The organism is Bordetella tumbae, from assembly GCF_054780995.1.
Genome location: NZ_BAAGVG010000024.1, coordinates 128,303 through 154,659, shown reverse-complemented (window position 1 = coordinate 154,659; position 26,357 = coordinate 128,303). Strand labels below are relative to the sequence as shown.

The window sequence follows — 26,357 nt, the reverse complement described above, 5'->3', positions numbered from 1 at the left end:
ACCAATCGTCGTTTTTGGTCGAGCAGAATGTCGTTAAGCCACTCCGGCCCCTAACGAATGACTACGACGAGGTTGATCATGAACACCCTATCCAAAACTGTTGCGACGACATTGCTGGCTGCTGCTGTACAGGCCGGTGCGCCGGTTCAAGCTGCTCCGACGGAAGACGCGGTCCGCGTGACCAACGTCACTAAGAGCGGCAACTACATCACGACGCGCGATGGCGTACAGATTTACTTCAAGGACTGGGGCCCTAAAGACGGCCCCGTAGTGGCCTTCAGCCACGGTTGGCCACTGAGTTCGGACAGCTGGGAATCGCAAATGATTTTCCTGGCGTCTCAAGGTTATCGTGTGGTGGCGCATGATCGCCGGGGTCATGGTCGCTCCAGTCAACCCTGGGAGGGTAACGATATGGATCACTATGCCGACGATCTGGCCGCTGTGATTCAAGCCCTGGACCTGAAAGACGTCACGTTAGTGGGCTTTTCCACGGGAGGCGGTGAAGTGGCCCGCTATATCGGCCGCCACGGAACCAGCCGCGTCAAGAAGGCCGTACTCGTCAGCGCGGTGCCCCCACTGATGCTCAAGACCGCCGATAATCCCGGCGGCCTGCCTATCGAGGTTTTCGACGGCCTGCGCAAGGCATCGCTGGAGAACCGCTCGCAGCTATATCTGGACATCGCTTCAGGCCCGTTCTTCGGTTTCAATCGTCCTGGTGCCAAGTCCAGCCAAGGATTGATCCAAGCCTTCTGGGTGCAGGGTATGCAGGCCGGCCACAAGAACACGTATGACTCTATCGCTGCATTCTCGGCGACTGACTTCCGGGCAGATCTGCAGAAGTTTGACGTTCCCACCTTGGTGATCCATGGCGACGACGACCAAATCGTCCCGATTGATGCCGCGGGCAAGGCGTCCGCTGCGCAGATCAAGGACGCCAAGTTGATCGTTTATCACGGTGCTCCTCACGGCCTGACAGATACGCACAAGGACCGTTTGAACCAGGATTTACTCGAGTTCTTGCGCGACTGATCTTGGTTACGCAATGCTCTTATCGAATCGGCCAATCGCACAGGATTGGCCGATTTTTCCCACGTCACTTCAACGCTTTACTTCAACTTGATCGCACTCACATCCGCCGTCAGGTATCCGACATAAGCGCCATTCCACATCGTTGCTGGCGCCAGGCGAAAACGGCACGATCCGCTTGATTATCAATTGGGCTTGATGCCGACTTCTTTCACGACCTTGGCCCAGCGGTGGACCTCATCCTGCACAAAGCGGTCTGCTTCTTGTGGCGTGCTGGTTTTTACTTCTGCACCGAGTTTCGCCAGCTTGTCGGTCAGTTGCTTGCTTACGAGAATGGTGTTGAGCCCTTGGTTTAATTGATCTACGACATCGGCCGGCGTGCCGGCGGGAGCCAACAGGACGAACCAGCCTACGATATCGAAGCCTGGATAACCGCTTTCGGCTACTGTTGGACTATCAGGCAGGAGTGAAGACCGCTGTGCTGTCGTTACCGCAAGGGCATTGACCTTGCCGCTTTTGATATGTGGCAACATGACTGCGATGTTGTCGAACATCAGTCCCGTGCGGCCCGCCACGAGATCAGGCAAGGCGGCGGCGCTGCCTTTATAAGGCACATGCAGGATATCGACCTGTGCGGCTTTCTTGAAAACTTCTCCGGCCAAGTGTTGGCCTGTTCCAGCACTGGCTGACGCGAATGCGACTTCACCGGGGTGCTGCTTTAGATAAGCGACTAGCTCACCGACCGAACCGCTTTTCAGCTTGGGGTTAACCACCAGGACATAGGGCGTCGTTGCCACCATACCGACCGTTTTGAAGTCTCGCAGCGTATCGAATGGAAGGTCGGAGTAGATCGAGGCGTTCACCGCATGACTGCTAGGAGCGAAAAGCAGGGTATTTCCATCCGGTGCCGCCTTGGCTACTGACGCGGCGGCAATATTGCCACTCGCCCCTGCGCGGTTTTCGACAATGATGTCGCGATTGATCTGTGCGGAAAGTGCATTCGCAACGAGCCTGGCCATGACGTCGGTGGTGCCGCCGGGTGGGAATCCAACCTCGAGCCGGATGGGCGGGGCGGCATATGCAGGAATGGACAGCAGGTTCAAACAGGTCAGCACAGCGAGTACGCGGGCTCGGCGAAAAAATGGTCCGGGCATCTCAGGTCTCCTCCGAAGGTAATGGAGATTGTTGTAGTAGTGTTTAAGCGCGTGTCGTATCAGGACACTGACGCGAGTGCGCTTTTAAGCGATGCGCCGTCTTCTTTTTCGGGAGCAATGACGTAGCCCGATTTTTCGCCACGCATTGAGCAGCGCATCATGTGCCGAGCTTGATTCTGGTCGAAGTCCTTCAGCGCAATGTGCAGGGTGCAGCGGTTGTCCCACATCACGATATCGTTGAGCGCCCATTGATGCCGGTATACGAACTCGGGCGACGTAGCATGGCTATTCAGGAATTGCAGTAGCGGTTGGCTTTCTTCTTCCGTCATTCCGACGAAATTCCGGATGCGCTCGCTCACGAATAGCAGTTTGCGACCCGTTTCCGGATGCGTGCGAACCACGGGATGGGCGATAGGGGGATTGGCGCGCTTCATTTCTGCTATCTGGGCGGGATCGCGACGCTCGAAACCCTTGATCAATGTGATGTCGTGCACCGCATCCAGCGTCTCAATGAAGTCGCGCAGCACCGGGCTGAGCGTGTCGTATGCCATGTACATATTGGCGAACATGGTGTCGCCGCCTATGACAGGTTTCTCCTTGCACATCAGAACCGAGCCCTTGGCCGGCCGATCGGTATAGGTGAGGTCGGCGTGCCAATTACGGCCCGTATTTCGGGTTTCTGAAGGCTTGCCGTTGCGAGGTTTGTTCGATACCAGTAGCACTTCCGGGTAGTCGGGATCCCGGTAATAGGGCACGTTGTCATTGCGTTCGACTTCGCCCATTTGCCCCGTGAACGTGATGAGCTGCGGCGCAGTCAAGTCCTGGCCGGGGAATACCAGGATCAGGTGCTTGTGCCATGCGGCCTGTACGGCAGCTACTTGCTCCTGGGTCAGCGGATTGCGTAGATCCAGTCCTGTTACTCGTGCCCCAGCGGCATAGCCCAACGGCGTAATAACGAGAGAAGTCATGAAAAAAGGTCTCCTTTTATCGGCGGCAAATCACCGTCTGAGAACAGTATAGATTCGTCGATTGTCTTTTGTCGACAAAATATTTTTAGTGGAATTAACCCGTCTTTTATGCCGTTAGTCCCGGGGGCGGCAGGTATACTCGCCTACAACGTCCCTCATATCCTAGAGAGCCATGCCTGGCGCGCACGCCTACTTCAGCAAGAAATCGACACAGATCGGCCGCTTGGCAAAATCGTTACCAGAGCAGGTAGCCGAATCGCTGCTGGCGGCTATTCAAGACGGCGCGGTGGCTCCTGGTGAGCGCCTGAAAGAGGAGACCTATGCCGAGCTCTTCGCTGTCAGTCGCAGTACAGTGCGCGAAGCGATGTCGTTACTTGAGCGGCGGGGGCTGGTCGAACGTATTCCTCGGTATGGCGTGCGCGTCATTGCGATCGACGCCGAAGAAATCGAGGAAATTTTCAATATTCGGGCTCAATTGCTTGGACTGGCTGCGCGGCTGGCCGTGGAAAAAGCGTCAACTGACTTTGGGCCGCAGTTATTGGAGCGCGCTGCAGAGTTACGACGGTTGGCCGAAGCTCCCAGTACGGCGCCTGCAGATTACGCAGCATTATCGATCGATACGCAGCACATGCTGATCGGAGCGAGCCCTAGCAAGCGGTTGCGTGCCATTTACGAGGGGTTAAGTGATCAGGCGCTATGGCGTTATGCCATTCGCGAGAAGTCGATCAGTTTTCGCACTCAGCAACGGCGCCTGGAATCAGCAAATGATTGGATGAGAGTCGCGCAGGCCGTAGCTGCCGGAGACGCTGACGCGGCGGAAAACGCCGCCAAGACGTTGTTGCAGGCGTCCTATCGTGCCGTAGAGTCAAACGCGTCCGTGGCAGAAGATACCACCAAGAAATAAGTACGGCGGTGTGCCGCTAGGAGCGAGGTGGCGAGCACGGGTATCCGGGCAGAATGCGCCTGACGTAGGCGGCGTTGGCATGATGTGCCATCGCCTGCTGTGCCACCTCGCGCGACTTACTTCAGTTTGATCGCGCTCACATCTGCGGTCAGATACCCCACATAGGCGCCGTTCTTGTCCTTGAAGTTCTCGTCGATGGCCTCATCGATCTGGGTCATGAGCGCGGCCGGCAACCCACCGGTGGTGATCGATGATCCCGCCTCGTCGGCCTTGTTCATATAGCGTGCCCACTCGTCGCCCGCGTGTTGGAAATTGCTGGCGATGTAGGTCCAGCCGTTGATCTCGTCTACTGCATGCAGGCCGGTCGATTCGGCGCCGGCCGGGCATGACAATAGACGGTCCAGCGATTTGGTATCGACGTTGTATGCCCACAGGAAATTGTTCAAGTGGTTGCCACTGTCTTCGCCGATGAACAAGGTGCGCAGCTGCTCCGAGAACTTGAGATTGTCGGCGCTGGCGATCAGGTCGGGGTTGCTGGTGTTGCCCAGGCCGTCGGCCGTGCCGGAGGGCAAGTCTTCTCCAGCGATGAGCACGGCGGTGCTTTGCGGAGCCCATTCGCTGTTGATGGCATTGCCATCCGAGTCCACCATGCCGCCACCCAGGAAATGCTGCAGCACGCAGCCCGCATTGACTTTCTTCGGGAAATGCACATTGTGCTCGGCCACGTAGCCGGACAGGCCTACGATCATTGAGTCGGTGAGGTTAGCGATGGCCGAGTAGGCGATTTTGTCCTTGGCGTTCACCGTCGTGCCTTCCATTTTGGTGAAGGCCATGCTGCCGCCTCGGAGCGCGGCATAACGGTGGGTTTCCAGGAATGCAGCGGCTTTATGCGTCCTGTCGCTATCGTTGGCCAGCTTGACCCAACGCTGCGTTTTGTTGAGCGTTACTGATGTGTAGGTGCCGTCCGGCGCGGTGGCCGCATTGACCACATCCATAATGTCTGTGGGCTGGATATTGTCGGTGTTTACCAGTGCCGAGATTTCGTCGCTCGTGGCATGGCCGAGTTTGATCCATTGGATCTTGCCGGCGGTGGCCTGGTCGACAGACTGGTCGCTCAATACCGAGGTGTACTTGGCGACGTACAAGGTGCCGGCAGACAGATCGGCTTCCTTGTCGGCGACAAACATGAACAAGCCGCCGTTGGTGTAGTCGTCGCCCATCAGTACGGTGCGCTGATCGGGCATGACCTGGACCAGTTCGTGCGAGATGCGGCCGAGGCAATAATGTTTCTTGGCCGTACCGGTACCGTCGGGGTTCACGACGATCTCGGGCAAATGGCAATAGTTGTAGGGGTTGGCACTGTTCTCGTTGCCGTAGGTGAATTTGCTGTAGGCCTTGAGCGTGGACAGCGATTGGCCACCTTGATTCATGTCGAAGGCGTCCGGTTCGTATTCCTCGCTGGACAGGTGCGTGCCCCAGGGCGACAGGCTCGCACCACAGGTGATCCACAGTCCATGGACTTTCGACGTGTCGACGTTGTGATACTTGACCAGTGTCAGCTTGCCGGTTTCCGGATCCTGATCCAGCGTCAACACCGCAATCGGCGACGGTAGCGCACCGTAGGTACTGGAGCCGTCTTTTGCTTTGCTCTTGTACTCGAACTGCACGACCGCAAATACGGTATTGCCCTTGACGCCGTCGACTTTTGCGCCGTCGACTGTCAGGAACGAGGTGCCGTCCGGACAGTCCGAGTAGAACTGGCTGATATCTCCAGGCACTGAGGTGTCCATCAATGGCTGGTTGTTGATGTCATAGTAGCCGCCCGCGAGAATCTCGCCGCCATTGCCGTCCGGCACCATGTCGCCGGTCATGAAGAACGGCTGGTAGGCCAGCTTGTAATTGACGGTGCTACCATCAGTCAGCTCCAGCACCAGTTCCGATTTCACCGAGGTGGAGGCCAATTCGGCAGGGCTGCTTGCGGTGGGGGCCGGCATGCCGACGAACCTCGCGGATTTGATCTGCGGGGTGGGGGTAGGGGTCGACTCATCGTCGTCGTCATCGTCACTGCCGCTGCCACAGGCCGCGAGCATCGCGGTGGCGGCAGCGCCCAGGGGGAGAAATGCTGGGGTGCCAGCAATGAATTTCAGTAATTGACGGCGGTGGATATTTTTCAGTGAGTCAGGCATGTTCGTCGATTCCGGTTTGGGATATGCGGGCATTGAGGACGCAGAGCTAGTGACATGCCGTCGTTACATCCGTAGTCTCTGGCGCTTGCGTGAGAGGGGCATGCTAGGGAACCGGGGTGACACCTTCATGAAGCTGTCCTAACTGTCAGCTGAACGACCGCAAATTGACCGGCTTTTTTATGTACTTTGAGAGGATGAGGTGGTTCAGCAGCCCATAGCCCGCATCGACGGGGAGGATGATGGAATGGACACGACGCATCGAGCGACGGCACGATTGCTGCAGCCGTTGGTGGGCAATGGACACATCCACGCGCACCAGCCTGACGGACAGGCGTTGCAGACGCATTCGCTGTACGATGGGCAGATCACCATCGACCGTCGCCGCTGGACTTGCCGGGAGGCGGAGTTTCGCTGGACGGCGCCACAGCACGTCATCATCTTGACCGAGCGCGGCGGCACTGCGCGCACCCACATTCGTGACGGCGCGAAACCGATCTATGATGGCCGCGACCGCTCGGGAGTGATCAGTTTCGTGCCTGCCGGGGTGGAGCGTAATGGCTATTTCCGCGATGCCGATCTGGTCTACACCGCGTTGTGGGTCGATCCGCATCTGGATCTGCCAGGCTGTTCGCAATTGTCCACCGCGCCGTTGCGCGTCAATACCGGAGACTCCGTCATCCGGGCGCTGATGGCGTCGCTCGGTGCCGAAATGGCTGCCGGCCAACTGCCCGAGGCTGTGTACCTGGAACATTTGCTGGCGCTGATATCGCTGCGAATAGGTGGCAGCGGCGTTGGCAGGCAGTCTGCCGACGCTGCGGCCACAGTGCCTCGCCTGGGCCGCGGCGTAATCAAACGGCTGGATGACTATATCGAGTCTCACATCGAAGTCGGGATCTCGCTCACCGAACTGGCCCGATTAGCTGGCATGCCCATCGATACTTTTGCGCGGCGCTTCAAAGCCGAGACCGGCATGGCGCCCTATGCGTATGTGATCGAGCGCAGAGTGCGGCGGGCCGAAATATTGCTGCGTACCGCCACTATTCCTATCAGTGAGATTGCTTTCGGATTGGGTTTTTCCAGTCAAAGCCATCTCACTTCGACTTTCCGGCGCGTGATCGGCATTACGCCCCATGCCTACCGCCAACGCGCGGGCTTCCAGGATTCTGATATCGCGTCCTGATTCCTGAAAGAGCGGCAGGGCGATCTTATCCATACTGAGCGCCTGCCCCTTCTTTCAGGAGAAACTCATGGATAACAATGCGCCGACGCGTCCTTCTCGACGCGCGCTTCTGCAGGCTGGCGCCGCTACTGGCCTGTTGTTCGCAAGCGCGGCGCCGACTGCGGTGCGCGAGGCGCGCGCTGCCCAGACGGTGCCAGGCACTGCCACGCCATTGCCGACTCGTCCCGTTAGCTTGCGAGTTAATGCTGAGGTGTATGCGCTGTCGCTGGACCCGCGCACCACGGTCCTGGATGCGTTGCGCCACGAGATCGGGCTGACTGGCTCCAAGAAAGGGTGTGATCACGGCCAGTGCGGCGCCTGCACCGTACTGATCAATGGCCGCCGCATTAATTCGTGCCTGACCTTGGCGGTGATGCATGAGGACGATGACATTACCACCATCGAGGGCCTTGCCAATGATGAAAAACTGCATCCCATGCAGGCTGCTTTTATCGCACGTGACGGCTTCCAATGCGGCTATTGCACGCCCGGTCAGATCTGTTCGGCAGTGGGCATGTTGCAAGAGGTACGCGCCGGTTGGCCCAGCCATGCCAGCCAGGATGTAGCCACGCCCATGACGGCACTGACCGATGCCGAGATCCGCGAGCGCATGAGCGGCAATATATGCCGCTGTGCTGCGTATCCCAACATCGTTGCCGCCATCCATGATGCGGCCAAGGAGGCCTGATCTCATGATGCCCTTTACCTATGAGCGAGCTGCCAGCCCGGTTCAGGCCTCGGAAGCGGTCGCGGCAAAGCCACAGGCGCGTTTTATTGGCGGCGGTACGAACCTGCTGGACCTGATGAAGTTGGAAATCGAAAAGCCTGATCACCTCGTCGATATCAGCCGGCTGCCCATGGCCATCATAGAAGACACTGCCGAGGGTGGCCTGCGTATCGGCGCCCAGGTACTCAATAGCGACTTGGCCGCCGACAGCCGCGTGCGTAGCCGGTACCCTGTGCTGTCGCAGGCGCTGCTGGCAGGGGCTTCGGGCCAGATTCGCAACAAGGCCACGACCGGCGGCAATCTGCTGCAGCGCACGCGTTGCCCCTATTTCTACGATCCCAATACGCCCTGCAACAAGCGCGAACCGGGCGCGGGGTGCTCAGCCATGCAGGGCCATAATCGTATGAACGCGGTGATAGGCGCCAGCGCTGAATGCATCTCGGTGCATCCGTCGGATATGGCCGTGGCGCTGACGGCATTGGATGCCACAGTGCAAACCATCATGCCAGATGGCCAAGCGCGCAGCCTGCCCATCACCGAGCTATACCGGTTGCCCGGCACGACGCCGCATATTGAAACCCAGCTGGCGCACGGCGAGATGATTGTGGCGGTCACGCTGCCGCCTGCGCCGCGCGGCCACCAGCTCTATCGCAAAGTGCGCGATCGTGCGTCGTATGCGTTCGCGCTGGTCTCGGTAGCGGTGGTGCTAGATGCCTCAGGTGGCCAAGTGCGCACAGCCCGCATCGCATTAGGAGGAATTGCGCCCAAACCGTGGCGTGCCGTGGCCGCAGAGCAGAGCCTGACAGGACAGCAGGCCGCGGCAGGAGCCTATGCGGCTGCCGCCGAGGCCGCCCTGGCTGCAGCGCAGGGCCACGGCGGTAACGATTTCAAGATTCCGTTGGCCAAGCGGACCCTGCAACAGGCGTTGGCGACAGCCGCCCAAAACTCGCGAACCTGACCATGACCACATCCATGCAAACTCAGAGCCTCATCGGCCAGCCCGTCGACCGCATTGATGGTCGGTTGAAAGTCACAGGCCGGGCTACCTATGCATACGAACACACCGAAGCCGGGCAGGCTGCCCATGGCTACATCCTGGGGGCGTCCATCGCCAAGGGGCGCATCACGGACATTGATGACAGCGCCGCACGCCGCGCGCCGGGTGTCTTGTATGTCATGACCCATCGCAACGCGCCCGCACAGCCGGAATTCGGCCCTGCCGTGCCTCCCAAGGTGCCGGATGTCTTCACACGTGCCCGGCCCGCCCTGGCCAACGACCGCGTACGCTATTACGACGAACCGGTTGCGCTCGTCGTGGCCGAAACTTTCGAGGCCGCCCGGGCGGCCTCCCGTCTGATACGTGTGCGCTACGACGAGGAAAAGGCCGATGTCGAACTGACGTCACGCTTGGGGCAGGCCTATACGCCGCCACGTGTCAATGCGGGGATGGCCCCCGACAGCGCGGTGGGAGACTTTGAGGGCGCGTTCAAGCAGGCAGCGGTCGCCTTGGATCTGACGTACGCGACACCGTATCAAAGCCATAATCCCATGGAGCCGCAGGCTACCATCGCGGTATGGCGGGGCGATGACCTCACTGTATACGCGTCAGCGCAGACCCTGAATAACTTTCGTGCCACGCTGGCCAACACGCTGCGCATTGCACCTGAGCGTATCCGTATCATCAGCCCTTACGTAGGCGGAGGCTTTGGCGCCAAGCTGATTCCTCATGCCGACGCCATTCTGGCGGCGCTGGCCGCGAGGGTATTGCAGCGTCCCGTCAAAATTGCTCTGACACGTCAACAGATGTATGCCAACGCTGGCTATCGTGCGGCCATGGTGCATCAGCTGCGCCTGGGCGCGCAGCCGGACGGCAGGTTGACGGCGATGGGCTATGACGTGTATTCCGCTACCTCTCGCTTTGAGGAGTTTTGCGAACAGACCGCGGTTTTCGCCCGTCACTTGTATGCTGCCCCCAATCGTCTGACCCGTCATCGTCTGGTGCCTGTGGATCTGAATCGCGGCGAATGGATGCGCTCGCCGGGGGAGGCGCCTGGCATGCTGGCCTATGAGTGCGGCATGGACGAGCTGGCCGAGCACTTGGCGTTGGACCCGATCGAGCTGCGTGTGCGTAACGAACCCGCTCAAGACCCCGAGCGCGGTGTGCCGTTTTCTGCCCGCAATCTGGTGGAATGCATGCGCACCGGTGCCGAGCGTTTCGGCTGGAAGCATCGTAATCCCAAGCCGGCCAGCGTGCGCGAGGGGCGAAAAATGATCGGCATGGGTATGGCGGCTGCCATCCGCCCCAACTACATCGGGGCCTCCACCGCCCGCGTCGCTATCGATGCGATGGGCCGGGTTACTGTCAGTATGGACATGACCGATATCGGAACTGGTACCTACACGATCATCACTCAGGTCGCCGCTGAGAACCTCGGGGTTCCCATGTCGGCGGTACGAGTGCAACTGGGCGACAGTCGCCATCCTCGCACTGCCGGTTCGGGCGGTTCGTGGGGCGCCGCCAGCACGAGCAATGCGGTGTTAGCGGCCTGCCAAGCCATCAAGCGCCAGATTGCCGAGGCTGCAGGATCACCATACCGCGAGGCCGATGCGGCCACGCTGCGTTTTGCTGGCGGGAGGATCATCGCGGGTGCTCATTCAGAATCGCTTGCCACGCTGATGGCGCGCGTAGCGCCCCGTGGCCTGCAAGCCGACGGCAGCGTGGGTCCTATGGGTGAGTCGTACAAAGCGTACTCGCAACATTCGTACGGTGCGCATTTTGTCGAACTCGAAGTCGATATTGATACTGGCGAGATCCGCATGCGCCGCATGCTGTCGGTGATCAGTGCCGGGCGTATTCTCAATGCCAAGACGGCGCGCTCGCAGATCCTTGGAGGGATGACGTGGGGCATCGGGGCAGCATTGATGGAACAGACTCTGTTGGATACGCGTCATGGGCATTTCGTTAATCACGATTTGGCCGAATACCTGGTGCCGGTCAATGGCGACATCGCGCAGATGGATGTCGTGTTTCTCGAGGAGCCCGACGAACACGCCAATGCGCTGGGCGTCAAGGGTCTGGGCGAATTGGGGGTGTGCGGTGCGGGTGCGGCGGTGGCCAATGCTGTCTACAACGCAACGGGCGTTCGCGTGCGTGAGTTCCCGGTTACGCTGGATAAAGTGATGGCAGGTTGGACGGAAGCGGCCAGCGATCGGCCGAACGATTAAGCCAGGTCAAAGAGTTCGCCAGCCAAGCACATTGGGCCAGCCCTCTGGAAATCCGAGAGCACTGTCATAAGGAATTGTGGGATATCTTGAAAACAATGCCTCTAGATCTGATTTCCATCGGGGGCCGCGTCGTATGCTGTTGCACACGTAATTGATAACGGTTGCTGTTGCGAAGAAGGCTCGTGCCTGCGTGCCTTTGAACTGAAGGTGTCGTTTGTGATAGTCCCGCGGTGTCACACTGGTTTGTGCTCCGAGTAGACGGCCATGGTGAAAAACCGTATTTCGCATCACCGAAAAAGCATGTAACCATGAGGCAAATACTTCAGTATCTTCGACCTTGAATTGCCGGCTGATTTCTTTGCGGTATTCGACATTGCTCAGCGTCGGGTAAACAGTAGACCATGCGCCAAACGAAAGGCACTCACTGATCGCCCAACTCGGTGGAAATGCAGGTTCGTTGTACTGTTTCAAGTAATGCGCAATAAAAGGTTTGTGCCGCATTCGGCTGACTTCTTCAATCACGAGTTCGTATAGTGTCCGTTTGCGTGGTCTTTGTTTAACCTTCGCGGATCTTTCGACAGATGAGGGAGATGTTTTGAAGAGGGAGTCCTTCATGAACCAATGCGGGCCCTCGTGCTTGCTCATGGTGTTCGAGATCGAGGCGCGCACCATTAGCTCGATTCGCTCCAGCGCGTCACCGGTGATGCGCCGCAACTCTCTGTCGAACTCGTAGCGCTCGATGACCTTATCGAAGGAGGTTCCTTGTTGAAACCTCCTCGATTGCGGATCGATCCACTGATACCAATATCCTTTCATGCGATAGCCGCCGACCTGGGTCAAATAGGGAAGGGCTGTCCCGGCGTCGACTACCATGCCCCGCGCACGTAGTTTGGCTAACAGTTCTTTGGGATCTAGGTGCGGTTTGCTGAACGCTCTTTGATTGTTTTGAACAACATCTGGTGGCCGTGTATGGCTAGAAATCATGTGTTGCACAGGATATAGACGTGAAAAACCCGCCTTTTGCACTAGCCTCAGGAGAGGCACATTGTCCGAAGACAACAAGTGTGGCGGGTTGCGTTAGGAATATTTTCGCCTAGATCGAGGTGATGAGTCAACTGCGGAGGGGGGGCGGTTTGCGGTCGCAGCGCCTAGGGAATTCCCTAGGCGCTGCGGCGTCTTTCTTTCCGCAGAACCAACAACGCTAAGGCTTTGCTCAAGCCTTCCAATAAAAGCAACGTTGTTTTAGAAATATTGATATGGATTGAATGCTCCCCTCTATCTAGAATCCGGCGCAAGTCGTTCTGCGTAGTTTTGCAGGGCAATCCGGGGTAGCCGTCGGCGGTCGTGAGCCGCGGCTTGACTAGATAAAGGGAAACAATGCTTTCGTACACATTGCGGCGGCTGTTCATGACCTTACCCGTCATGCTGTTCGTCGCGCTATTCGTGTTCGGCTTGCTTGACCTGGCGCCGGGGGACCCCGCTGCCTTGCTGGCGGGGGAAGACGCAACGCCCGATGACATTCTGCGCATCCGGGCCACGTTGGGGCTGGATCAACCGTTCCTGCAACGCTTCGGTGTCTGGAGCTGGAACGTGTTGCACGGCGATCTCGGCATGTCGTTATTCACCGGTCAACCGGTGGCCCACATGATCAGCCAGCGGCTCGCCCCGACTTTCTCGCTAATGCTGATGACCTTGATCGTCTCGGTCATCATCGCCATTCCAATCGGTGCATTGGCGGCATGGAAGCATAACCGCCTGCAGGATCGCACCATCATGGTCCTGGCGGTATTCAGTTTCTCTGTGCCTTCGTTTGCCGTGGGTTACTTGCTGGCCTGGTTCTTTGGTCTGCAACTACGATGGTTCCCGGTGCAGGGGTACGTTCCTCTGTCGACGGGATTCTGGGCCTCCGTACATACCTTGGTATTACCGGCTCTGGCGCTGGGTAGCGTGTACGTCGCGCTGATTACGCGGATCACACGCGCCACGCTGTTGGAAACGTTGAGCCAGGATTACGTGCGCACCGCGCGTGCAAAGGGCGTAAACAATCGCGGCCTGCTGTTTCGCCATGCGTTAAAGAACGCCGCCGTGCCCATCATTACCGTGATCGGCAGTGGCGTCGCGTTGCTGATCAGCGGCACGGTGGTGACCGAGACTGTGTTTTCCATTCCCGGGCTGGGCCGGCTGGTGGTCGATGCCATTCTGCGGCGCGACTACCCGATCATTCAGGGCGTCATTTTGCTCTTCAGCTTTATGTACGTGTTGGTCAACCTGTTGGTCGATCTGTTGTATCGCGCCTTCGATCCGAGGATCAAATACTGATGATTACTTTTATCGGTTTTTTCAAGCGGCATCCGACGACAGCCATCGGTGGTCTGCTGCTGTTGTTGCTGTTCCTGACCGCGATTTTTGCGCCTTTTTTAGGAACAGTGGACCCGACGGCGCTGTCTCCTATTCATCGTACGCGTGCACCTAGTGCGCAGTTCTGGTTCGGCACTGATCTGCTTGGCCGCGATGTGTACTCTCGCGTGATCTATGGCGCGCGCATCTCGTTGATCGTCGGATTCTCGGTGGCGGCGTTGTCTACCGTGATCGGGGTCGCGATCGGCTTGGCTGCGGGTTTCGTCCGGTGGGTCGATGCGGTGGTGATGCGCATTATGGATGGCTTCATGTCCATTCCTACGATCCTGCTGGCGATTGCATTGATCGCACTGACGCGCGCGTCGTTGCAGAATGTGATCATCGCCATCACGATCGCCGAGGTGCCGCGCGTAGTGCGTCTGGTGCGTGGATTGGTGCTGTCGTTGCGTGAGCAACCTTATGTAGAGGCAGCAGTGGCCGCTGGTGCCAGCCCGTTGCGTATCGTGTTGCGCCATATTTTTCCCAACACCTTGGCAGCATTGATGGTGCAGGCTACCTATATCTGCGGCGTAGCCATCCTGGCTGAAGCCAGCCTGTCCTTTATCGGCGCCGGTGTACCGCCCTCGGTGCCGTCGTGGGGCAACATCATGGCCGAGGGCCGTGCACTGTGGCAGATCAAGCCGCACTTGATCGCTTTCCCTGCGCTGTTTCTGTCGATCACGATCCTGGCTATCAACATGCTGGGCGACGGACTGCGTGACGCGGTGGATCCGCGCATGGCCAAGAGGATTTGAAGATGGATGCACATACCTCAAAGACCCGGCGCGTGCTCGAGGTCGAGAATTTGTCGATCGCTTTTGGCCAGGGTGAAAAGACCTTCCGCGCGGTCAATTCGCTGAACCTGCACGTGGATCGTGGCGAAACGCTCGCTATCGTAGGTGAATCCGGTTCGGGTAAATCGGTAACCTCGTTAGCGGTGATGCGGCTAGTGGAATTTGGCGGCGGCCGTATCGAAAGCGGGCGCATGACCCTGCATCGTGCCACTGGCGAGGCCGTGGACCTGGTCGCAGCGTCCGAAGACAGTATGCGGGCCATGCGAGGCAACGATCTGGGCATGATTTTCCAGGAGCCCATGACGTCGTTGAACCCGGTATTCACGGTGGGAGCACAGATCGTCGAGGCCATTCGTTTGCATCAGCCCGGCGATGCCGCGACGGCGCGCGCTGCGGCCATTCGTATCCTGGATCAGGTTCGCATCCCTGGTGCCAGTGCCATCATGGGGCGCTATCCGCATGAACTGTCCGGTGGCATGCGGCAGCGCGTGATGATTGCCATGGCCTTGTCATGCAAACCGACACTGTTGATCGCTGACGAACCGACCACCGCACTGGATGTCACCATCCAGGCGCAAATCCTGCAGCTCATCCGCGAGCTGCAGCGCGAGATGGACATGGGCGTCATCTTCATTACGCACGACATGGGCGTGGTGGCCGAGGTAGCCGACCGCGTGATGGTGATGCGTAAAGGTGATGTGGTCGAAAACAACGATGTCCATGGACTGTTCAAAGCGCCCAGCCATCCGTATACGAAAGCGTTGATGGCGGCGGTGCCACGACTAGGTGCGATGCGCGGCACGACCTTGCCGGCGCGGTTTCCTCTGCTGTCGGAAACCGGCCAAGCGGAGCCGCCGCCCGCTGTGGCGGCCAAGCCGGACGTCGTGCTGGGCGTGCGGGATCTGGTGACCCGGTTCGACGTGCGCGGCGGCGTGTTCGCTCGCGTCAAGAAACGCGTCCATGCCGTGGAACAGGTCAATTTCGACTTGCACGGGGGCGAGACGCTGGCATTGGTAGGGGAGTCCGGGTGCGGAAAGACTTCGACTGGCCGGTCATTGCTGCGTTTGGCCAAAACCACACGCGGCACGATCACCTTTGAGGGGCGGCCGATCAACCAGGACGACGCTGCAGGGCTGCGTTTGCTCCGTCGCAATATGCAGTTCGTGTTCCAGGACCCGTTTGCCTCGTTGAATCCCCGCATGCGGGTGGGCGATTGCGTCAAAGAGCCGATGCTGATCCATGGTCTCTACGGTGGCGCTCAGGCAGATCGCCGAGCGGCGGAGCTATTTGAACGCGTGGGGTTGGATGCATCGATGCTGAGACGCTGGCCGCACGAGTTTTCAGGCGGCCAACGGCAGCGCATCTGCATTGCGCGCGCGCTGTCGGTTGATCCCAAAGTATTGATTGCCGACGAGTCCGTGTCTGCCCTGGACGTGTCCATACAGGCACAAATCGTGAACTTGCTGATTGATCTGCAGCGCGACCTGGGCGTGAGCCTATTGTTCATTTCCCACGATATGGCCGTAGTGGAACGGATCAGTCATCGCGTCGCGGTGATGTATCTGGGGCAGATCGTCGAGATCGGCCCGCGCCAGGCGATTTTCGAGAATCCTCAACATGCTTATACCCGCAAGCTGATGCAGGCGGTACCCATCGCGGATCCGAGCGCTCGTCGTGGTGGCGTGTTGGAACTGAGCGAGTTGCCCAGTCCTGTACGAGCCGTGGGTGATGAGCCCGATGTGCAACCGCTGGTTCAGGTCGGCGACGGCCACTTTGTTGCGCGGCACCGGATTGGCGGTGCGTACTGAACGTTTTTCCTTTTTATCCCGGAGATCAAAATGGATCGTAGAAGTTTTCTGCTGGCCTCATCTGCATCGGCTGCCGCCTGGGCGTTGCCGGGTATGTCTTTCGCACAATCTGCCAAACTGGCGTTTCGCTGGGTGCCGCAAGCCGACCTGACGTTGTTGGATCCGGTGTTCACGACTGCTGCCGTGACGCAGGTGCATGGACAATTGGTATTCGACACCTTGTACGGCCTGGATAATGACTATCAGCCCAGCCCGCAAATGGTAGCCAATCACGTCAGTGAAAACGACGGCCTGATATGGAAACTCACGCTGCGTGACGGTTTGGTGTTTCACGATGGCTCGCCGGTACGTGCGCAGGATGCGGTAGCGAGTATCTTGCGTTGGGCCAAGAAAGACCTGATGGGGAAATCCCTGATGCAGTCGACGGAATCGTTGACGGCCTTGGACGACAAGACGCTTCAGTTCAAGCTGAAGAAACCTTTTCCATTGATTCTGAACGCACTTGGGCGCCAGTCGGGCAACATGGCATGCATCATGCCGGAGCGCCTGGCCCAATTGCCAGAGACCGAGGCTGTCAAGGAAATGGTGGGCAGCGGTCCGTTCAAATTTGTCGCCGACAAATGGATGTCCGGTTCACGGGTGGTGTATGAGAAGTTCGCCGGCTATGTGCCGCGTCCGGATGACCGTAAACCCGAGTTCACTGCCGGGCCGAAGGTCGCGCACGTAGATGAGGTGCGTTGGCACATCATCCCTGACCGTGCTACCGCTATCGCGGCATTGCAGGCGGGTGAGGTCGACGGCGTAGAGATGGTGGACAACGATTTCCTGCCTATTTTGACCGCAGATCCCAGCGTTCATTTGGTCAAGCGCAGCCTGCCAACCATCGGTGTGATGCGTTTCAATCATCTGCATGCACCGTTCAATAATCCTGCTATTCGCCGTGCCGTACTCAGCGCGGTGAATCAGACGGAATATATGACCGCCATGAATGGCGCGGATTTCCCTGAATACTGGAGCGATAAGTGCGGCGTGTTCGTGCCTGGTTCGCCGATGGACAGCGATGCCGGCATGGAGAAGATCACCGGCAAGCGTGACATCGAGGCGGCTCGCGAGGCGATCAAGGCTGCTGGATATAACGGGGAAAAAGTCGTGTTGTTGGACCCGGTGGATTTTCCTACGTGGCACGCCGCTGCGCTCGTCACGGCCGATTTGTTCAAGCGCCTGGGTTTCAATGTCGATTTGCAGACGATGGATTGGGGCACTGCCGTACAGCGCCGCAACAATCAGGATGCGCCCACCGCAGGCGGCTGGAGCGTCGCTTTCACGGGCAATACCGGTCCGAACAACCTGGACCCTGCAGGTCACCTGGCACTGCGCGGCAATGGTAAGCAAGCCTGGTTCGGATGGCCGACCAGCGAACGCATCGAAAAGCTGCGTCTGGATTGGTTCAACGCGCCGGACCTGGAAACACAAAAGAAAATATGCCGCGAAATCCAGCTGCAGGTATTTGAGGATGTGCCGTACATTCCGCTGGGCGCGAGCTATCCCGTCAGCGCCTTGCGCAAGGAATGGAAGGACTTCCAGCCGCAAATGTCTTTGTTCTACACCGTGCACAAGGGCTGAGGCAAAAGGGAGATCCACATGAGTAGCAAAACACCGAAAGTCGCTGTTCTGGGCTTTCACCTGGAGGCCAACGCCTTTTCTCCCCTGTCGGTAGAGGAAGATTTCCGAGCCCAATGCTGGGAAGAGGGCGAGACGATTACCGAACTGGCCCGTGGCGTGAGCCGCTTGCCTAGCGAGGTGACGGGGTTCTATGCCCGTATGGACGAGCTAGGGTCCTGGACGCCAGCGCCATTGATCGTGGTCGGGGCGCCTCCGGGCGGCCCGGCCAGCACCGAGGTATGGGCAACTTTTGTGGCAGAGGTGGAACGCCGCCTGTTGGCTGCCATGCCTGTGGACGCGGTGTACGTGGCGAACCACGGTGCTTCGTCGGCAGAGGGCGAAGACGATACCGAAGGCGTTCTGGCGCAGCGGTTGCGCCACATCGTGGGGCCAGACGTGCCCATCATCGCCACGCATGATTTGCATTGCAATGTGTCTCAGGAAACCGTAGACGCGCTGGACGCATTGGTGGCATACCGTACCAATCCGCACGTCGATCAGCGAGAGCGTGCAGCTGATGCGGCCGACCTGATTCATGAGATGCTGGGTGGAACGCGCATGGAGACGGCATTCATACGTTTACCATTGACACCACCGTCGGTCACGTTATTGACGTCTAGCGGGCCTTATGCGGATATGGTAGCAATGGGCACGCGTTTGACGCAGAAACGCGGCGAAGGCCCCATCGCCCACGTTTCCGTTTGCGCAGGTTTTGTGTTTTCCGATCTGCCTAAATGCGGTGTCACCATCACAGTGACGTCACGCGGTGATCTGCAAGCCGCGCGTCGTACGGCGTTGCAAGTGGCCCGCGCGGGGTGGGCGGATCGGGCGCGCTACGTGGCTAACACCATCTCTGTCGAGCGCGCAGTCGAGTTGGCGCGAGAGGCCAGCAAACCTCTGCTATTTGCCGATGTTGCGGATAACCCCGGAGGCGGCGGTCGAGGCAATACGTCATGGTTGTTGACGGCTTTCGACGAGGCGCGTATCCCGAACGTCGTGCTCGGTGTGTTCGTGGATCCGGCGTTGGTGGCCGACGCAGAGAAACTCGGTGTCGGCACGGAGTTCGATGCCGTATTTAATCGCGAGGAAAGCCTGTATTCGCGGCGCTATACCTCGCGTGCTCGAGTGCTGAAACTGACCGATGGCGAGGGTATGGGGCGGCGCGGCATTATGCGGGGACGCAAGTTCTCGTTAGGGTCGACTTGTCTATTGGAGTTGGTTGAATCAGGGATGTTGGTGGTGGTGGGCAGTCTGCGCCGTCAGTTGGCCGAACCGGCGATCCTGGAGATGCATGGCGTCGATATTGCTCGCGCTGGCCACGTCATTGTCAAAAGCCGCGGTCACTACCGAGCGGGGTTTGACGAGTTCTTCCCTGACGAGCGTATTCACGACGTTGATAGTCCCGGGCTGACCACACCCAATCTGAAACAGGTCGACTTCAAACGCCTGCCGCGGCCGGTATGGCCGTTGGACAATGACGTTGTCTGGCACGAGCCGGAGTGGGCATCAGAAGTTACCGACTAGCGCGGTGTATCGGTCTCGATGGCGGCCATCATCCACGCCGGATGGTCATAGGCCGCCTCGATATGCTCGCGCAACATGTCCACAAAGCGCACCACGCTGCTGGGCAGGTGACGGTCAGCCATGGTCTGAATGTGACAGTTGCGCTGGTGCAAACTGCTGTTCGATAGCGGGACGGCGATAAGCTCGCCGCGTTCGGTCAGCCCCCTGACCGTCAGGTCGCTGGAAAAGCCAATGGCGCCCCAGTCCGTGCAGCTGGTGTGAATGCCCTCTTGGTTATTACAGGTGAGGGCCACGTTGAGCTTGATATTCTCATGCATGCAGCATAGATCGACCATGAAGCGTATCGTGCTGCCTGCCCCCATGAGTGCCACAGGGTGATCTTTTAATTCGCGTAGCGACAGCACTTTGTGTTTCGCGAGCGGATGAGCAGGCGACATGATCGCAAATACGGGCATTTTCCTGGCATATTGAACATCCACCCCTTGCGGCGGAGACAGGTTGTAGCTGACACCGATGTCGTCTTCGCCCTCGCGCACGCGGCGATTGATTTCCAACGACTGCAGGGTAGTCAGTTCAAAGCGCAGGGTAGGTTCCATGGCCAGAGCCTTGCCGATGACACGGGGCAACAATTCGCGGCCAAACGCCTGATTGGCGGAAATTCGGATGAGTTTCTGGCCGACTTGGCTTAATTCACGGATGTCTGCGCGGGCACGCTCGGATTCCAGAGCGGCGCGGCGCGCATAGGCTTTGAGCAGTTGTCCTGCCTCGGTCAGCACCATGCCGCGCGCATGACGATCGAACAACAGCGTCTGGTGCTCTTCTTCCAGTTTGCGGATCATCCGGCTGACGGCTGATGGCGCAACATGCAGTTTTTGCGCGGCCCCGGTCAATGATCCTGTATCTACGACTCCCAAGAAATACTGCAAGGCGGTGTTTAGCATGACGTGAGCCGGGGCTGGTCGAAATGGATTGGGTCCTTATACTAACTGACAGTTGCCGGTAGAGCGTCCGTGCTGGCTCGATGGGCCAGCCGGCGCAAGGGCGGCCGCCCCTTAGGGAGCCGCATGGGGTCTTGTGGCGCCTTTGCGCAACACCTGCCTCAGCATGTCCAAGGAATACGGCTTCTGCATCAATGGGAATTCAACGGCCTCTGGTCCCGTTATGACGTCGCTGTATCCGCTCGCTAGTGCGATGTATATGCTGGGCCACTGCGTGCGAATTTGTCTCGCTAGGTCGACGCCGTTCATGCCCGGTAATACGACGTCCAAGATGGCGATGTCGAACTGCCCGTCATTTTTTTCTAGAGCACGTAACGCAGACGGAGCGTCTTTCTGCCAAACCGGATGCTGGCCGAGGTCCTTGAGCATGGCAAAAACGACCTCGCCGACCATGACATTGTCCTCAACCAACAGGATGTCATTTTGAGCGCCAATGGCATGACTCAGGTCTTTGTCGATGGATGTGCCGGCGATGCGCAGCAGAGGCTCCGCGGCAGGTAGATATAACGTGAGTTCCGTTCCTTGTCCGGGAACGCTCTGCACTCGTACGTCGCCGCCCGATTGCCGCACAAAACCTTGTACTTGGCTAAGCCCGAGTCCGGAGTTTTCGTGAGCACTTTTTGTCGAGAAAAACGGCTCAAAGACATGTGTCAGAATATCCGGCTCGATGCCTGTTCCCGTATCGCGCACTGACAGAGCAACATGACCTTCTGGCTTATTGGAAACGGCAGTAGAGGAAGGAATATTCTCAATATGGCGGACAGCTATGGTCAGTGTGCCTCCTGCCGGCATGGCATCTCGTGCGTTGATTACAAGATTGAGTAACGTCGATTCAAGTTGACCGGGATCGGCGAATATCGTGCAATTCCCTGGGCCCAGTTCATAGGTCAACGCGATTGACGATCCGACCGAGGCCTCAAAGAGTTGCCTCAGCGCTGATAGATTCTCTCGTACGTCGAATACATGCGGCTGGAGCGGTTGTTTCTTTGCATAGGCCAGCAACTGCCGGGTCAATTGCGCGGCGCGTTCGGTCGTATCCCAAATGACATCGACATAGTGCTTCATCGGCTCTGGAAGGTCCTTCGACCTTTTCAGGAATTCTGCCGAGAATCTGATCGCAGTCAGGAAGTTGTTGAAATCGTGTGCCACACCGCCAGTTAAGCGGCCTATGGCTTCCATCCGTTGCGCATGGTGCATGGAGTCGCGAGCGGCCTGCAGTTCCTCGCTATGGGATTTTTGCTCCGTAATATCCCTGGTAATTTTTGCAAATCCGATAAGTTTTTTTTGGTCGTCGTAGACGGGGTCAATTACGACGCTGCACCAAAATCTGGTTCCATTCTTACGGACTCTCCACCCCTCGGCTTCGAATCGGCCGTCTGTTCTCGCGGTGGCCAAGGCTAGCTGCGGAATACCGGCAGCTCGGTCCTCTTCGGTATAGAAAACCGAAAAATGCTGGCCGATAATCTCGTCCGCTGAGTAACCTTTGAAGCGCTCGGCGCCCGTGTTCCAGCTGATAATCTGTCCGTTGATGTCCAGGAGATAGATCGCGTAGTCCCGGACCGCGTCGATCAATAACCGATATAGATCTTCCGTCGGAAGTTTTGCCGAGAAATCCATTTTTTTCCCTCGCCCTGAATAGCCCAGGTAGGCAGCAAGAATCATGCCGGAGTGTTGCGACGAAGCATTCCAGTGCAATTACGCGGAATGCTTCGCTCTGGCAAGTATTTTATTCAGGTCAAGGCAATCTCGCCCTCAATCCAGATTCAACACAACCCCCGTAAGGGGAGGCTTTCAGAGGAGGTGCGAGCAGGGGCGTTCACGCCGATTATGAGCTCGGCGATGTATCCCTGGGCCGTAAGGGGGATAGCGCGGCCACCCCTGTTCCTGTTGTGTCTTGAGTCAGTGCGCAGGTGTGTGCGAGCCGTGCATGGCGCTCGGATTCCTGCCAGCCCGCGCTCGCCAATGCGTTATCGGCAATGCCCAATAACACCGTCTCACTTAATGGGCATTCTGGATCGCCCAATGTGTCGTGCACCGCATGACTCAGGCATTTGCCGTTGTGCCAGTACACCGTCACCCTGGCACCGAAGTGAAGCGGGTAGCGTTGACAGTATTCGGCATCGGCGACTAAACGGACCGTCTTGCGCAACGTGAAAATCTGCGGGTCTGCGATGGCAGGTGCGTCGAACGCTGCCGGTGAGGGGGCTCCATGACAGAGCGCGACGGCCACGCCGTGCTGCAAACTGAACCGTGCCTGAGCGGCATCGCTTGGATCGGGGCGATCGCAAAATGCAATGGCATCGTCATAGGTCCGGATTTCTATGTGTTGCACTTCGGCCCAAGGTAGAGCGTCGGCCTGGGACGACCACGTATCACGCAAGCCGACTGCGGCATGGATGGCCGGATGGGCATGGCGGCAGGCTGCCCAGGGTTTGAAGCTGGTCGCGTGGATCTGCCAGTCGGCATCCAGCACTGCGGCCAACATTTCTGGCCGCGCGTCAGGGCAGGTCGCGGCGAAGAATCCCTTTTTTCCCTCCAAGGCAAAGGCGGGACCGCGAAGGCCTGCTTGAGCCAAATAGGCAGCTTGCACCCCCGTTTGTGCAGTGCGTGACAGGTGCCATGGTTTCGCATCGCAGGGATCGAGCCGCGTTTGCCATAGTCCGGATGTCTGCACCAGCGCAAGACGGATAGCGTGTGCCGTTTGCTCGGCACTCAGGCATAGCAGATGAGCAGCGGTAACAGCGGCGCCCACCGTACCGCATGTGGACGTGTTGTGCCAGTAACGGTAGTGTGTGGGTCCGACACTCATGCCCATGCGAATCATCGCTTCGTAACCGCGCACCATTGCGTCGAGAATCGCCTGGCCACTGGCACCGTTCTGGCGGGCAACGGCGAGCGCGACAGGGACGATGACCGGGGCGGGATGCACCAGCGCCTGACGATGCGTGTCATCCATTTCGAAAAGACTGCCCAGGCTGGCCTCGAACAATAGCGTGTGCCACGGATCGTCAGGCAATGATAAGGCCTTCAAGCCCTGCCAGAATGGCTGGGCAGATGGTGCTGACGCGGCCAATGCTGCGGCACCGGTCCACGCCACCAGGTGCAAACTGGCACGTTTGCGATCGCCTGCGCGAATCGGGCGAGCGCAGTGTTGGGCCAACCGGTCGGCGAGCGTCATGTTGTTTGCCGCGCTGCGCCTGCATGGACATGAATCGCGAGGCGTATATCGCGGCGATGGGATGCAGGCATGGGTTATATCTCTTGGCCCATGAACCAATCGGCTATGGCGCTGCCATTCATGAAGACCACCTGTGGATGCTGCACTAGTAGATCCAGCATTTCTTCGAAATAACCGAAGCGGTGCGGTACTCCCATCAAATGGGGGTGAAGGCCGAGCGCCAACACTCTGGGTTGTTTTTCAATCTCGCGTTCGAACAGTGCGAGCGTGCGCTGCAGGCGCAGCAAGAACTCTGGCGATGAGTGCTTTTCAACAGCGTAAATGACCGAGTCGTTCAGCTCCAGGTTGTAGGGCATCTGAACGAGGCGGCCTTCTTTGACCTTCATCCAATTGGGTAGGTCGTCGATGACCCAGTCGCAAACATAATCAACCCCGTTGGCGGCCAGAATATCGGCCGTATCGTATGTTTCGCGCAACCCGGGGCTGAGCCAGCCGCGCGTGCGTTGACCGGTGAACGATTTGATTTTCTCCAGACATGCCTGGATCGTCTCGAGTTCAGAGCCGCCATGGTTGATGGCTTTCTGGTGCATGCCGTGACCGATGAATTCCCAGCCAGCCTGCAGCATGGCTTGTGCCGCGCGGGGATAGGCGTCGATCACACTGGCATTGCAGCTCGTCGACGCAGGCAGGCCGCGGGACGTGATGGCCTCCAACATGCGCGGCAAGCCGGCGCGCATGCCATAGTCGGCCCAACTGAAGTTGGGCACATCCGGTACCGTTTCTTTGCCATGCGGCGGTGTGATAATGGTTCGCGGCATGGGGTGGTCGAGGCTCCAGTTCTCGACATTGACCACCAGGTGCACGAGAATCTTGCCTGCGTCCGGAGGTGTCAACGGGGGACGATCATTTGAAAACGCATAGGGAACTCGAGGATTTGCCATGAGGGTGGTCCAGGTCAGTGACGCATCTGTTGCATGATGTCGCGCTTGAGGCCGTTGAAAACCTTGCTCGTGATGAGATCCAGGCTGCGCGGACGTTCGATGGGAACGGTGATTCGAGTGGCGATGCGTCCTGGACGTGCGGACATGACATAAATCGTATCGGCCAGCAGGATGGCTTCATCGATGTCGTGGGTCACAAAGACCACGGTTGTTCGCAGCTTTTGCCAAACCGACAGCAGCAGTTCCTGCATGGTCAGGCGGGTCTGCGCGTCGAGTGCGCCGAACGGTTCGTCCATCAACAGGACCTTCGAGCCCAGTGTCAGGACACGGGCTATGCCTACGCGTTGGCGCATGCCTCCCGATAATTGCACAGGCAGGTGTTTTTTAAATGCGGACAGCCCCGTAATGTTCAGCATGTCTTCGGCCCGTTCGACATATTCCTTTTTGGGCCTTCCTGCGATCTTTGGGCCAAATACGACGTTCTCCCATACATTCAACCAAGGGAATAGCGCCGCTTCCTGAAAGACAACACCGCGAGCAGGACCTGGGGATGCGACGGGTTCGCCGCCGACTTTCAAGGTGCCGGACGACGGTGTCTCGAAACCGGCAATGAGGTTCAATAGCGTGGATTTTCCACAGCCAGATGGGCCTAGTAGCGCCACAAACTCACCTGCCTCGACCGTCAAATCGATGTTATCGAGCGCCTGGACTGGGGAGGCTCCGCCGTAGGTCTTGCTGAGTTCATTTACAAAAATATCAGACATGGGTTTCTCAATGATTTTGCAGCATGCGCCATACCAGGACCTTGCGCTCCACCGCGACGATCAAGCGATCGCTGATGAAGCCCATCAACCCAATGGATGCCATATCCGCCAGCACGATGTCCATGCGGCCGACGTAATACGCGTCCCACAATACGTAGCCCAGCCCCGATTTCACGGCCACCATTTCCGAGACGATGACGGCGGTCCAGGAAATGCCCAGCCCGATACGCAGACCCGTGAAGATCGAGGGCATGGCCGCAGGCAGAACGACTCGGCGCAGCAACTGGCTCGACGAGGCTCCCATCATCGAGGCTGCACGCACCAGATTTCGATCAATGTCGCGTGCGCCTTGGGTGGTGTTTACGACGATGGCATAGAAACCGCCCAGGAAAATGAGAAAGATTGAGCCCATATCGCGAATGCCGAATACGGCAATCGAAAAGGGCAGCCATGCTGTGATCGGTATGGGTCGCAGGCCCTGTACCATCGGATCCAGCGTCAGCGATGCAATACGGCTCCAGCCGATCGCCAGCCCTAGCGGTATACCCAGCAGCATCGCCAGTGCGAAGCCCTGAATTACGCGCATGGTGGAGTACTGAACATTGCTGAACCAGGTACCCAGATAGGGATTCAGTCCCATTCCCGCCTCGGCGAAGATCCAGTCATACCACGCCGAGGCGACACGTCCAGGTGTGGGGACCGCACCGGCGAACTGGTCAGATTGGCCAATCACCTGCCAACCAATCAAGACGAGTACGGGTACCAATAGCGCCAAGGCTGTTCGCTTTACCGCGGCGTTATGGCGCCGATCGGCTCGCCCAGCTACGGTCGGGACGGGAATTTTTACACTTGATTCGCTCACGCGCGACTCCTCTGTCCTGC

The 26,357-nt window shown here is 58.5% G+C and carries 22 protein-coding genes; 11 read left to right on the top strand and 11 right to left on the bottom strand.

All coding sequences use genetic code 11. The annotated features are described in order from the left end of the window. Positions 1-78: 78 nt before the first annotated feature. Positions 79-1,029: an alpha/beta fold hydrolase gene (locus tag ACYVI2_RS25860; protein ID WP_415817460.1), complete on the top strand. Its 951-nt coding sequence runs from the start codon at positions 79-81 to the stop codon at positions 1,027-1,029. A 182-nt stretch (positions 1,030-1,211) separates the two neighbouring features. Here ACYVI2_RS25860 and ACYVI2_RS25855 read toward each other — a convergent pair whose 3' ends face one another. Both ACYVI2_RS25855 and ACYVI2_RS25850 read right to left on the bottom strand, forming a co-directional pair. Continuing rightward, complete coding sequence (locus tag ACYVI2_RS25855; RefSeq protein WP_415817462.1) at positions 1,212-2,180, bottom strand: tripartite tricarboxylate transporter substrate binding protein; 969 nt, start codon at positions 2,178-2,180, stop codon at positions 1,212-1,214. 59 nt (positions 2,181-2,239) lie between these two features. After that, complete coding sequence (locus ACYVI2_RS25850) at positions 2,240-3,148, bottom strand: TauD/TfdA dioxygenase family protein (RefSeq protein ID WP_415817464.1); 909 nt, start codon at positions 3,146-3,148, stop codon at positions 2,240-2,242. 172 nt (positions 3,149-3,320) lie between these two features. Between ACYVI2_RS25850 and ACYVI2_RS25845 the strand changes: the two genes are divergently transcribed. Next, complete coding sequence (locus ACYVI2_RS25845; RefSeq protein WP_415817466.1) at positions 3,321-4,052, top strand: GntR family transcriptional regulator; 732 nt, start codon at positions 3,321-3,323, stop codon at positions 4,050-4,052. 116 nt (positions 4,053-4,168) lie between these two features. Here the strand turns inward: ACYVI2_RS25845 and ACYVI2_RS25840 are convergent, their stop codons facing one another. Next, positions 4,169-6,238: a PhoX family protein gene (locus ACYVI2_RS25840; RefSeq protein WP_460490371.1), complete on the bottom strand. Its 2,070-nt coding sequence runs from the start codon at positions 6,236-6,238 to the stop codon at positions 4,169-4,171. Positions 6,239-6,482: 244 nt separating this feature from the next. Here ACYVI2_RS25840 and ACYVI2_RS25835 point away from each other — a divergent pair, with 244 nt between their 5' ends. The 4 genes from ACYVI2_RS25835 (at position 6,483) to ACYVI2_RS25820 (ending at position 11,409) form a co-directional block, all read left to right on the top strand. Next, positions 6,483-7,418 (top strand): helix-turn-helix domain-containing protein, encoded by a 936-nt coding sequence (locus tag ACYVI2_RS25835; protein ID WP_415817470.1) that lies wholly within the window; start codon positions 6,483-6,485, stop codon positions 7,416-7,418. Positions 7,419-7,485: 67 nt separating this feature from the next. Beyond that, on the top strand, positions 7,486-8,145 hold the full coding sequence (locus ACYVI2_RS25830; protein WP_415817472.1) for a 2Fe-2S iron-sulfur cluster-binding protein: 660 nt from the start codon (positions 7,486-7,488) through the stop codon (positions 8,143-8,145). Between the two features lie 4 nt (positions 8,146-8,149). After that, on the top strand, positions 8,150-9,142 hold the full coding sequence (locus ACYVI2_RS25825; protein ID WP_415817474.1) for an FAD binding domain-containing protein: 993 nt from the start codon (positions 8,150-8,152) through the stop codon (positions 9,140-9,142). 14 nt (positions 9,143-9,156) lie between these two features. Beyond that, positions 9,157-11,409 (top strand): molybdopterin cofactor-binding domain-containing protein, encoded by a 2,253-nt coding sequence (locus tag ACYVI2_RS25820; protein ID WP_460490370.1) that lies wholly within the window; start codon positions 9,157-9,159, stop codon positions 11,407-11,409. A gap of 6 nt (positions 11,410-11,415) precedes the next feature. Here ACYVI2_RS25820 and ACYVI2_RS25815 read toward each other — a convergent pair whose 3' ends face one another. Both ACYVI2_RS25815 and ACYVI2_RS25810 read right to left on the bottom strand, forming a co-directional pair. Beyond that, positions 11,416-12,393, bottom strand: coding sequence for an Abi family protein (locus ACYVI2_RS25815; RefSeq protein ID WP_415817476.1), 978 nt, complete (start codon positions 12,391-12,393; stop codon positions 11,416-11,418). 176 nt (positions 12,394-12,569) lie between these two features. Next, the gene (locus ACYVI2_RS25810) at positions 12,570-12,818 is read right to left on the bottom strand and encodes a hypothetical protein (RefSeq protein ID WP_460490377.1); all 249 of its coding nucleotides are present in this window, start codon (positions 12,816-12,818) and stop codon (positions 12,570-12,572) included. On the opposite strand from ACYVI2_RS25810, the gene ACYVI2_RS25805 reads away from it, so the two are divergent. The 5 genes from ACYVI2_RS25805 to ACYVI2_RS25785 are packed head-to-tail and all read left to right on the top strand — an operon-like array spanning position 12,787 to position 19,594. Beyond that, entirely contained in the window at positions 12,787-13,728 is a 942-nt protein-coding gene (locus ACYVI2_RS25805) for an ABC transporter permease (protein WP_415817478.1), read from the top strand. The genes ACYVI2_RS25810 and ACYVI2_RS25805 overlap by 32 nt on opposite strands. Continuing rightward, positions 13,728-14,561: an ABC transporter permease gene (locus ACYVI2_RS25800; RefSeq protein ID WP_415817480.1), complete on the top strand. Its 834-nt coding sequence runs from the start codon at positions 13,728-13,730 to the stop codon at positions 14,559-14,561. Before ACYVI2_RS25805 ends, ACYVI2_RS25800 begins: the two co-directional genes overlap by 1 nt. Before the next feature lie 2 nt (positions 14,562-14,563). Continuing rightward, the gene (locus tag ACYVI2_RS25795) at positions 14,564-16,408 is read left to right on the top strand and encodes a dipeptide ABC transporter ATP-binding protein (RefSeq protein ID WP_415817482.1); all 1,845 of its coding nucleotides are present in this window, start codon (positions 14,564-14,566) and stop codon (positions 16,406-16,408) included. A 30-nt stretch (positions 16,409-16,438) separates the two neighbouring features. Further along, positions 16,439-18,031: an ABC transporter substrate-binding protein gene (locus tag ACYVI2_RS25790; protein ID WP_415817484.1), complete on the top strand. Its 1,593-nt coding sequence runs from the start codon at positions 16,439-16,441 to the stop codon at positions 18,029-18,031. 18 nt (positions 18,032-18,049) lie between these two features. Next, positions 18,050-19,594 carry a M81 family metallopeptidase gene (locus tag ACYVI2_RS25785; protein WP_415817486.1) on the top strand — a complete coding sequence of 515 codons (1,545 nt, stop codon included), beginning with the start codon at positions 18,050-18,052 and terminating at the stop codon, positions 19,592-19,594. Here the strand turns inward: ACYVI2_RS25785 and ACYVI2_RS25780 are convergent. The 6 genes from ACYVI2_RS25780 to ACYVI2_RS25755 form a co-directional block, all read right to left on the bottom strand. Beyond that, entirely contained in the window at positions 19,591-20,535 is a 945-nt protein-coding gene (locus tag ACYVI2_RS25780) for a LysR family transcriptional regulator (protein WP_415817488.1), read from the bottom strand. The two genes, ACYVI2_RS25785 and ACYVI2_RS25780, sit on opposite strands and share 4 nt — an antisense overlap. Positions 20,536-20,646: 111 nt before the next feature. Continuing rightward, the gene (locus ACYVI2_RS25775; protein ID WP_415817491.1) at positions 20,647-22,254 is read right to left on the bottom strand and encodes an ATP-binding protein; all 1,608 of its coding nucleotides are present in this window, start codon (positions 22,252-22,254) and stop codon (positions 20,647-20,649) included. Between the two features lie 163 nt (positions 22,255-22,417). Then, positions 22,418-23,770: an MmgE/PrpD family protein gene (locus tag ACYVI2_RS25770; protein WP_415817493.1), complete on the bottom strand. Its 1,353-nt coding sequence runs from the start codon at positions 23,768-23,770 to the stop codon at positions 22,418-22,420. Between the two features lie 74 nt (positions 23,771-23,844). Continuing rightward, positions 23,845-24,711: a polysaccharide deacetylase family protein gene (locus tag ACYVI2_RS25765; RefSeq protein ID WP_415817495.1), complete on the bottom strand. Its 867-nt coding sequence runs from the start codon at positions 24,709-24,711 to the stop codon at positions 23,845-23,847. Between the two features lie 14 nt (positions 24,712-24,725). Beyond that, entirely contained in the window at positions 24,726-25,475 is a 750-nt protein-coding gene (locus tag ACYVI2_RS25760) for an ABC transporter ATP-binding protein (protein ID WP_415817497.1), read from the bottom strand. A gap of 7 nt (positions 25,476-25,482) precedes the next feature. Then, entirely contained in the window at positions 25,483-26,316 is an 834-nt protein-coding gene (locus ACYVI2_RS25755) for an ABC transporter permease (RefSeq protein ID WP_415817754.1), read from the bottom strand. Positions 26,317-26,357 lie beyond the last annotated feature (41 nt).

What these genes read in the sequence shown, in the direction of transcription:
- ACYVI2_RS25860 (WP_415817460.1), top strand. Translation starts at nt 79, where the DNA reads ATGAACACCCTATCCAAAACTGTTGCGACGACATTGCTGGCTGCTGCT.
- ACYVI2_RS25855 (WP_415817462.1), bottom strand. Translation starts at nt 2,180, where the DNA reads ATGCCCGGACCATTTTTTCGCCGAGCCCGCGTACTCGCTGTGCTGACC.
- ACYVI2_RS25850 (WP_415817464.1), bottom strand. Translation starts at nt 3,148, where the DNA reads ATGACTTCTCTCGTTATTACGCCGTTGGGCTATGCCGCTGGGGCACGA.
- ACYVI2_RS25845 (WP_415817466.1), top strand. Translation starts at nt 3,321, where the DNA reads ATGCCTGGCGCGCACGCCTACTTCAGCAAGAAATCGACACAGATCGGC.
- ACYVI2_RS25840 (WP_460490371.1), bottom strand. Translation starts at nt 6,238, where the DNA reads ATGCCTGACTCACTGAAAAATATCCACCGCCGTCAATTACTGAAATTC.
- ACYVI2_RS25835 (WP_415817470.1), top strand. Translation starts at nt 6,483, where the DNA reads ATGGACACGACGCATCGAGCGACGGCACGATTGCTGCAGCCGTTGGTG.
- ACYVI2_RS25830 (WP_415817472.1), top strand. Translation starts at nt 7,486, where the DNA reads ATGGATAACAATGCGCCGACGCGTCCTTCTCGACGCGCGCTTCTGCAG.
- ACYVI2_RS25825 (WP_415817474.1), top strand. Translation starts at nt 8,150, where the DNA reads ATGATGCCCTTTACCTATGAGCGAGCTGCCAGCCCGGTTCAGGCCTCG.
- ACYVI2_RS25820 (WP_460490370.1), top strand. Translation starts at nt 9,157, where the DNA reads ATGCAAACTCAGAGCCTCATCGGCCAGCCCGTCGACCGCATTGATGGT.
- ACYVI2_RS25815 (WP_415817476.1), bottom strand. Translation starts at nt 12,393, where the DNA reads ATGATTTCTAGCCATACACGGCCACCAGATGTTGTTCAAAACAATCAA.
- ACYVI2_RS25805 (WP_415817478.1), top strand. Translation starts at nt 12,787, where the DNA reads ATGCTTTCGTACACATTGCGGCGGCTGTTCATGACCTTACCCGTCATG.
- ACYVI2_RS25810 (WP_460490377.1), bottom strand. Translation starts at nt 12,818, where the DNA reads ATGAACAGCCGCCGCAATGTGTACGAAAGCATTGTTTCCCTTTATCTA.
- ACYVI2_RS25800 (WP_415817480.1), top strand. Translation starts at nt 13,728, where the DNA reads ATGATTACTTTTATCGGTTTTTTCAAGCGGCATCCGACGACAGCCATC.
- ACYVI2_RS25795 (WP_415817482.1), top strand. Translation starts at nt 14,564, where the DNA reads ATGGATGCACATACCTCAAAGACCCGGCGCGTGCTCGAGGTCGAGAAT.
- ACYVI2_RS25790 (WP_415817484.1), top strand. Translation starts at nt 16,439, where the DNA reads ATGGATCGTAGAAGTTTTCTGCTGGCCTCATCTGCATCGGCTGCCGCC.
- ACYVI2_RS25785 (WP_415817486.1), top strand. Translation starts at nt 18,050, where the DNA reads ATGAGTAGCAAAACACCGAAAGTCGCTGTTCTGGGCTTTCACCTGGAG.
- ACYVI2_RS25780 (WP_415817488.1), bottom strand. Translation starts at nt 20,535, where the DNA reads ATGCTAAACACCGCCTTGCAGTATTTCTTGGGAGTCGTAGATACAGGA.
- ACYVI2_RS25775 (WP_415817491.1), bottom strand. Translation starts at nt 22,254, where the DNA reads ATGATTCTTGCTGCCTACCTGGGCTATTCAGGGCGAGGGAAAAAAATG.
- ACYVI2_RS25770 (WP_415817493.1), bottom strand. Translation starts at nt 23,770, where the DNA reads ATGACGCTCGCCGACCGGTTGGCCCAACACTGCGCTCGCCCGATTCGC.
- ACYVI2_RS25765 (WP_415817495.1), bottom strand. Translation starts at nt 24,711, where the DNA reads ATGGCAAATCCTCGAGTTCCCTATGCGTTTTCAAATGATCGTCCCCCG.
- ACYVI2_RS25760 (WP_415817497.1), bottom strand. Translation starts at nt 25,475, where the DNA reads ATGTCTGATATTTTTGTAAATGAACTCAGCAAGACCTACGGCGGAGCC.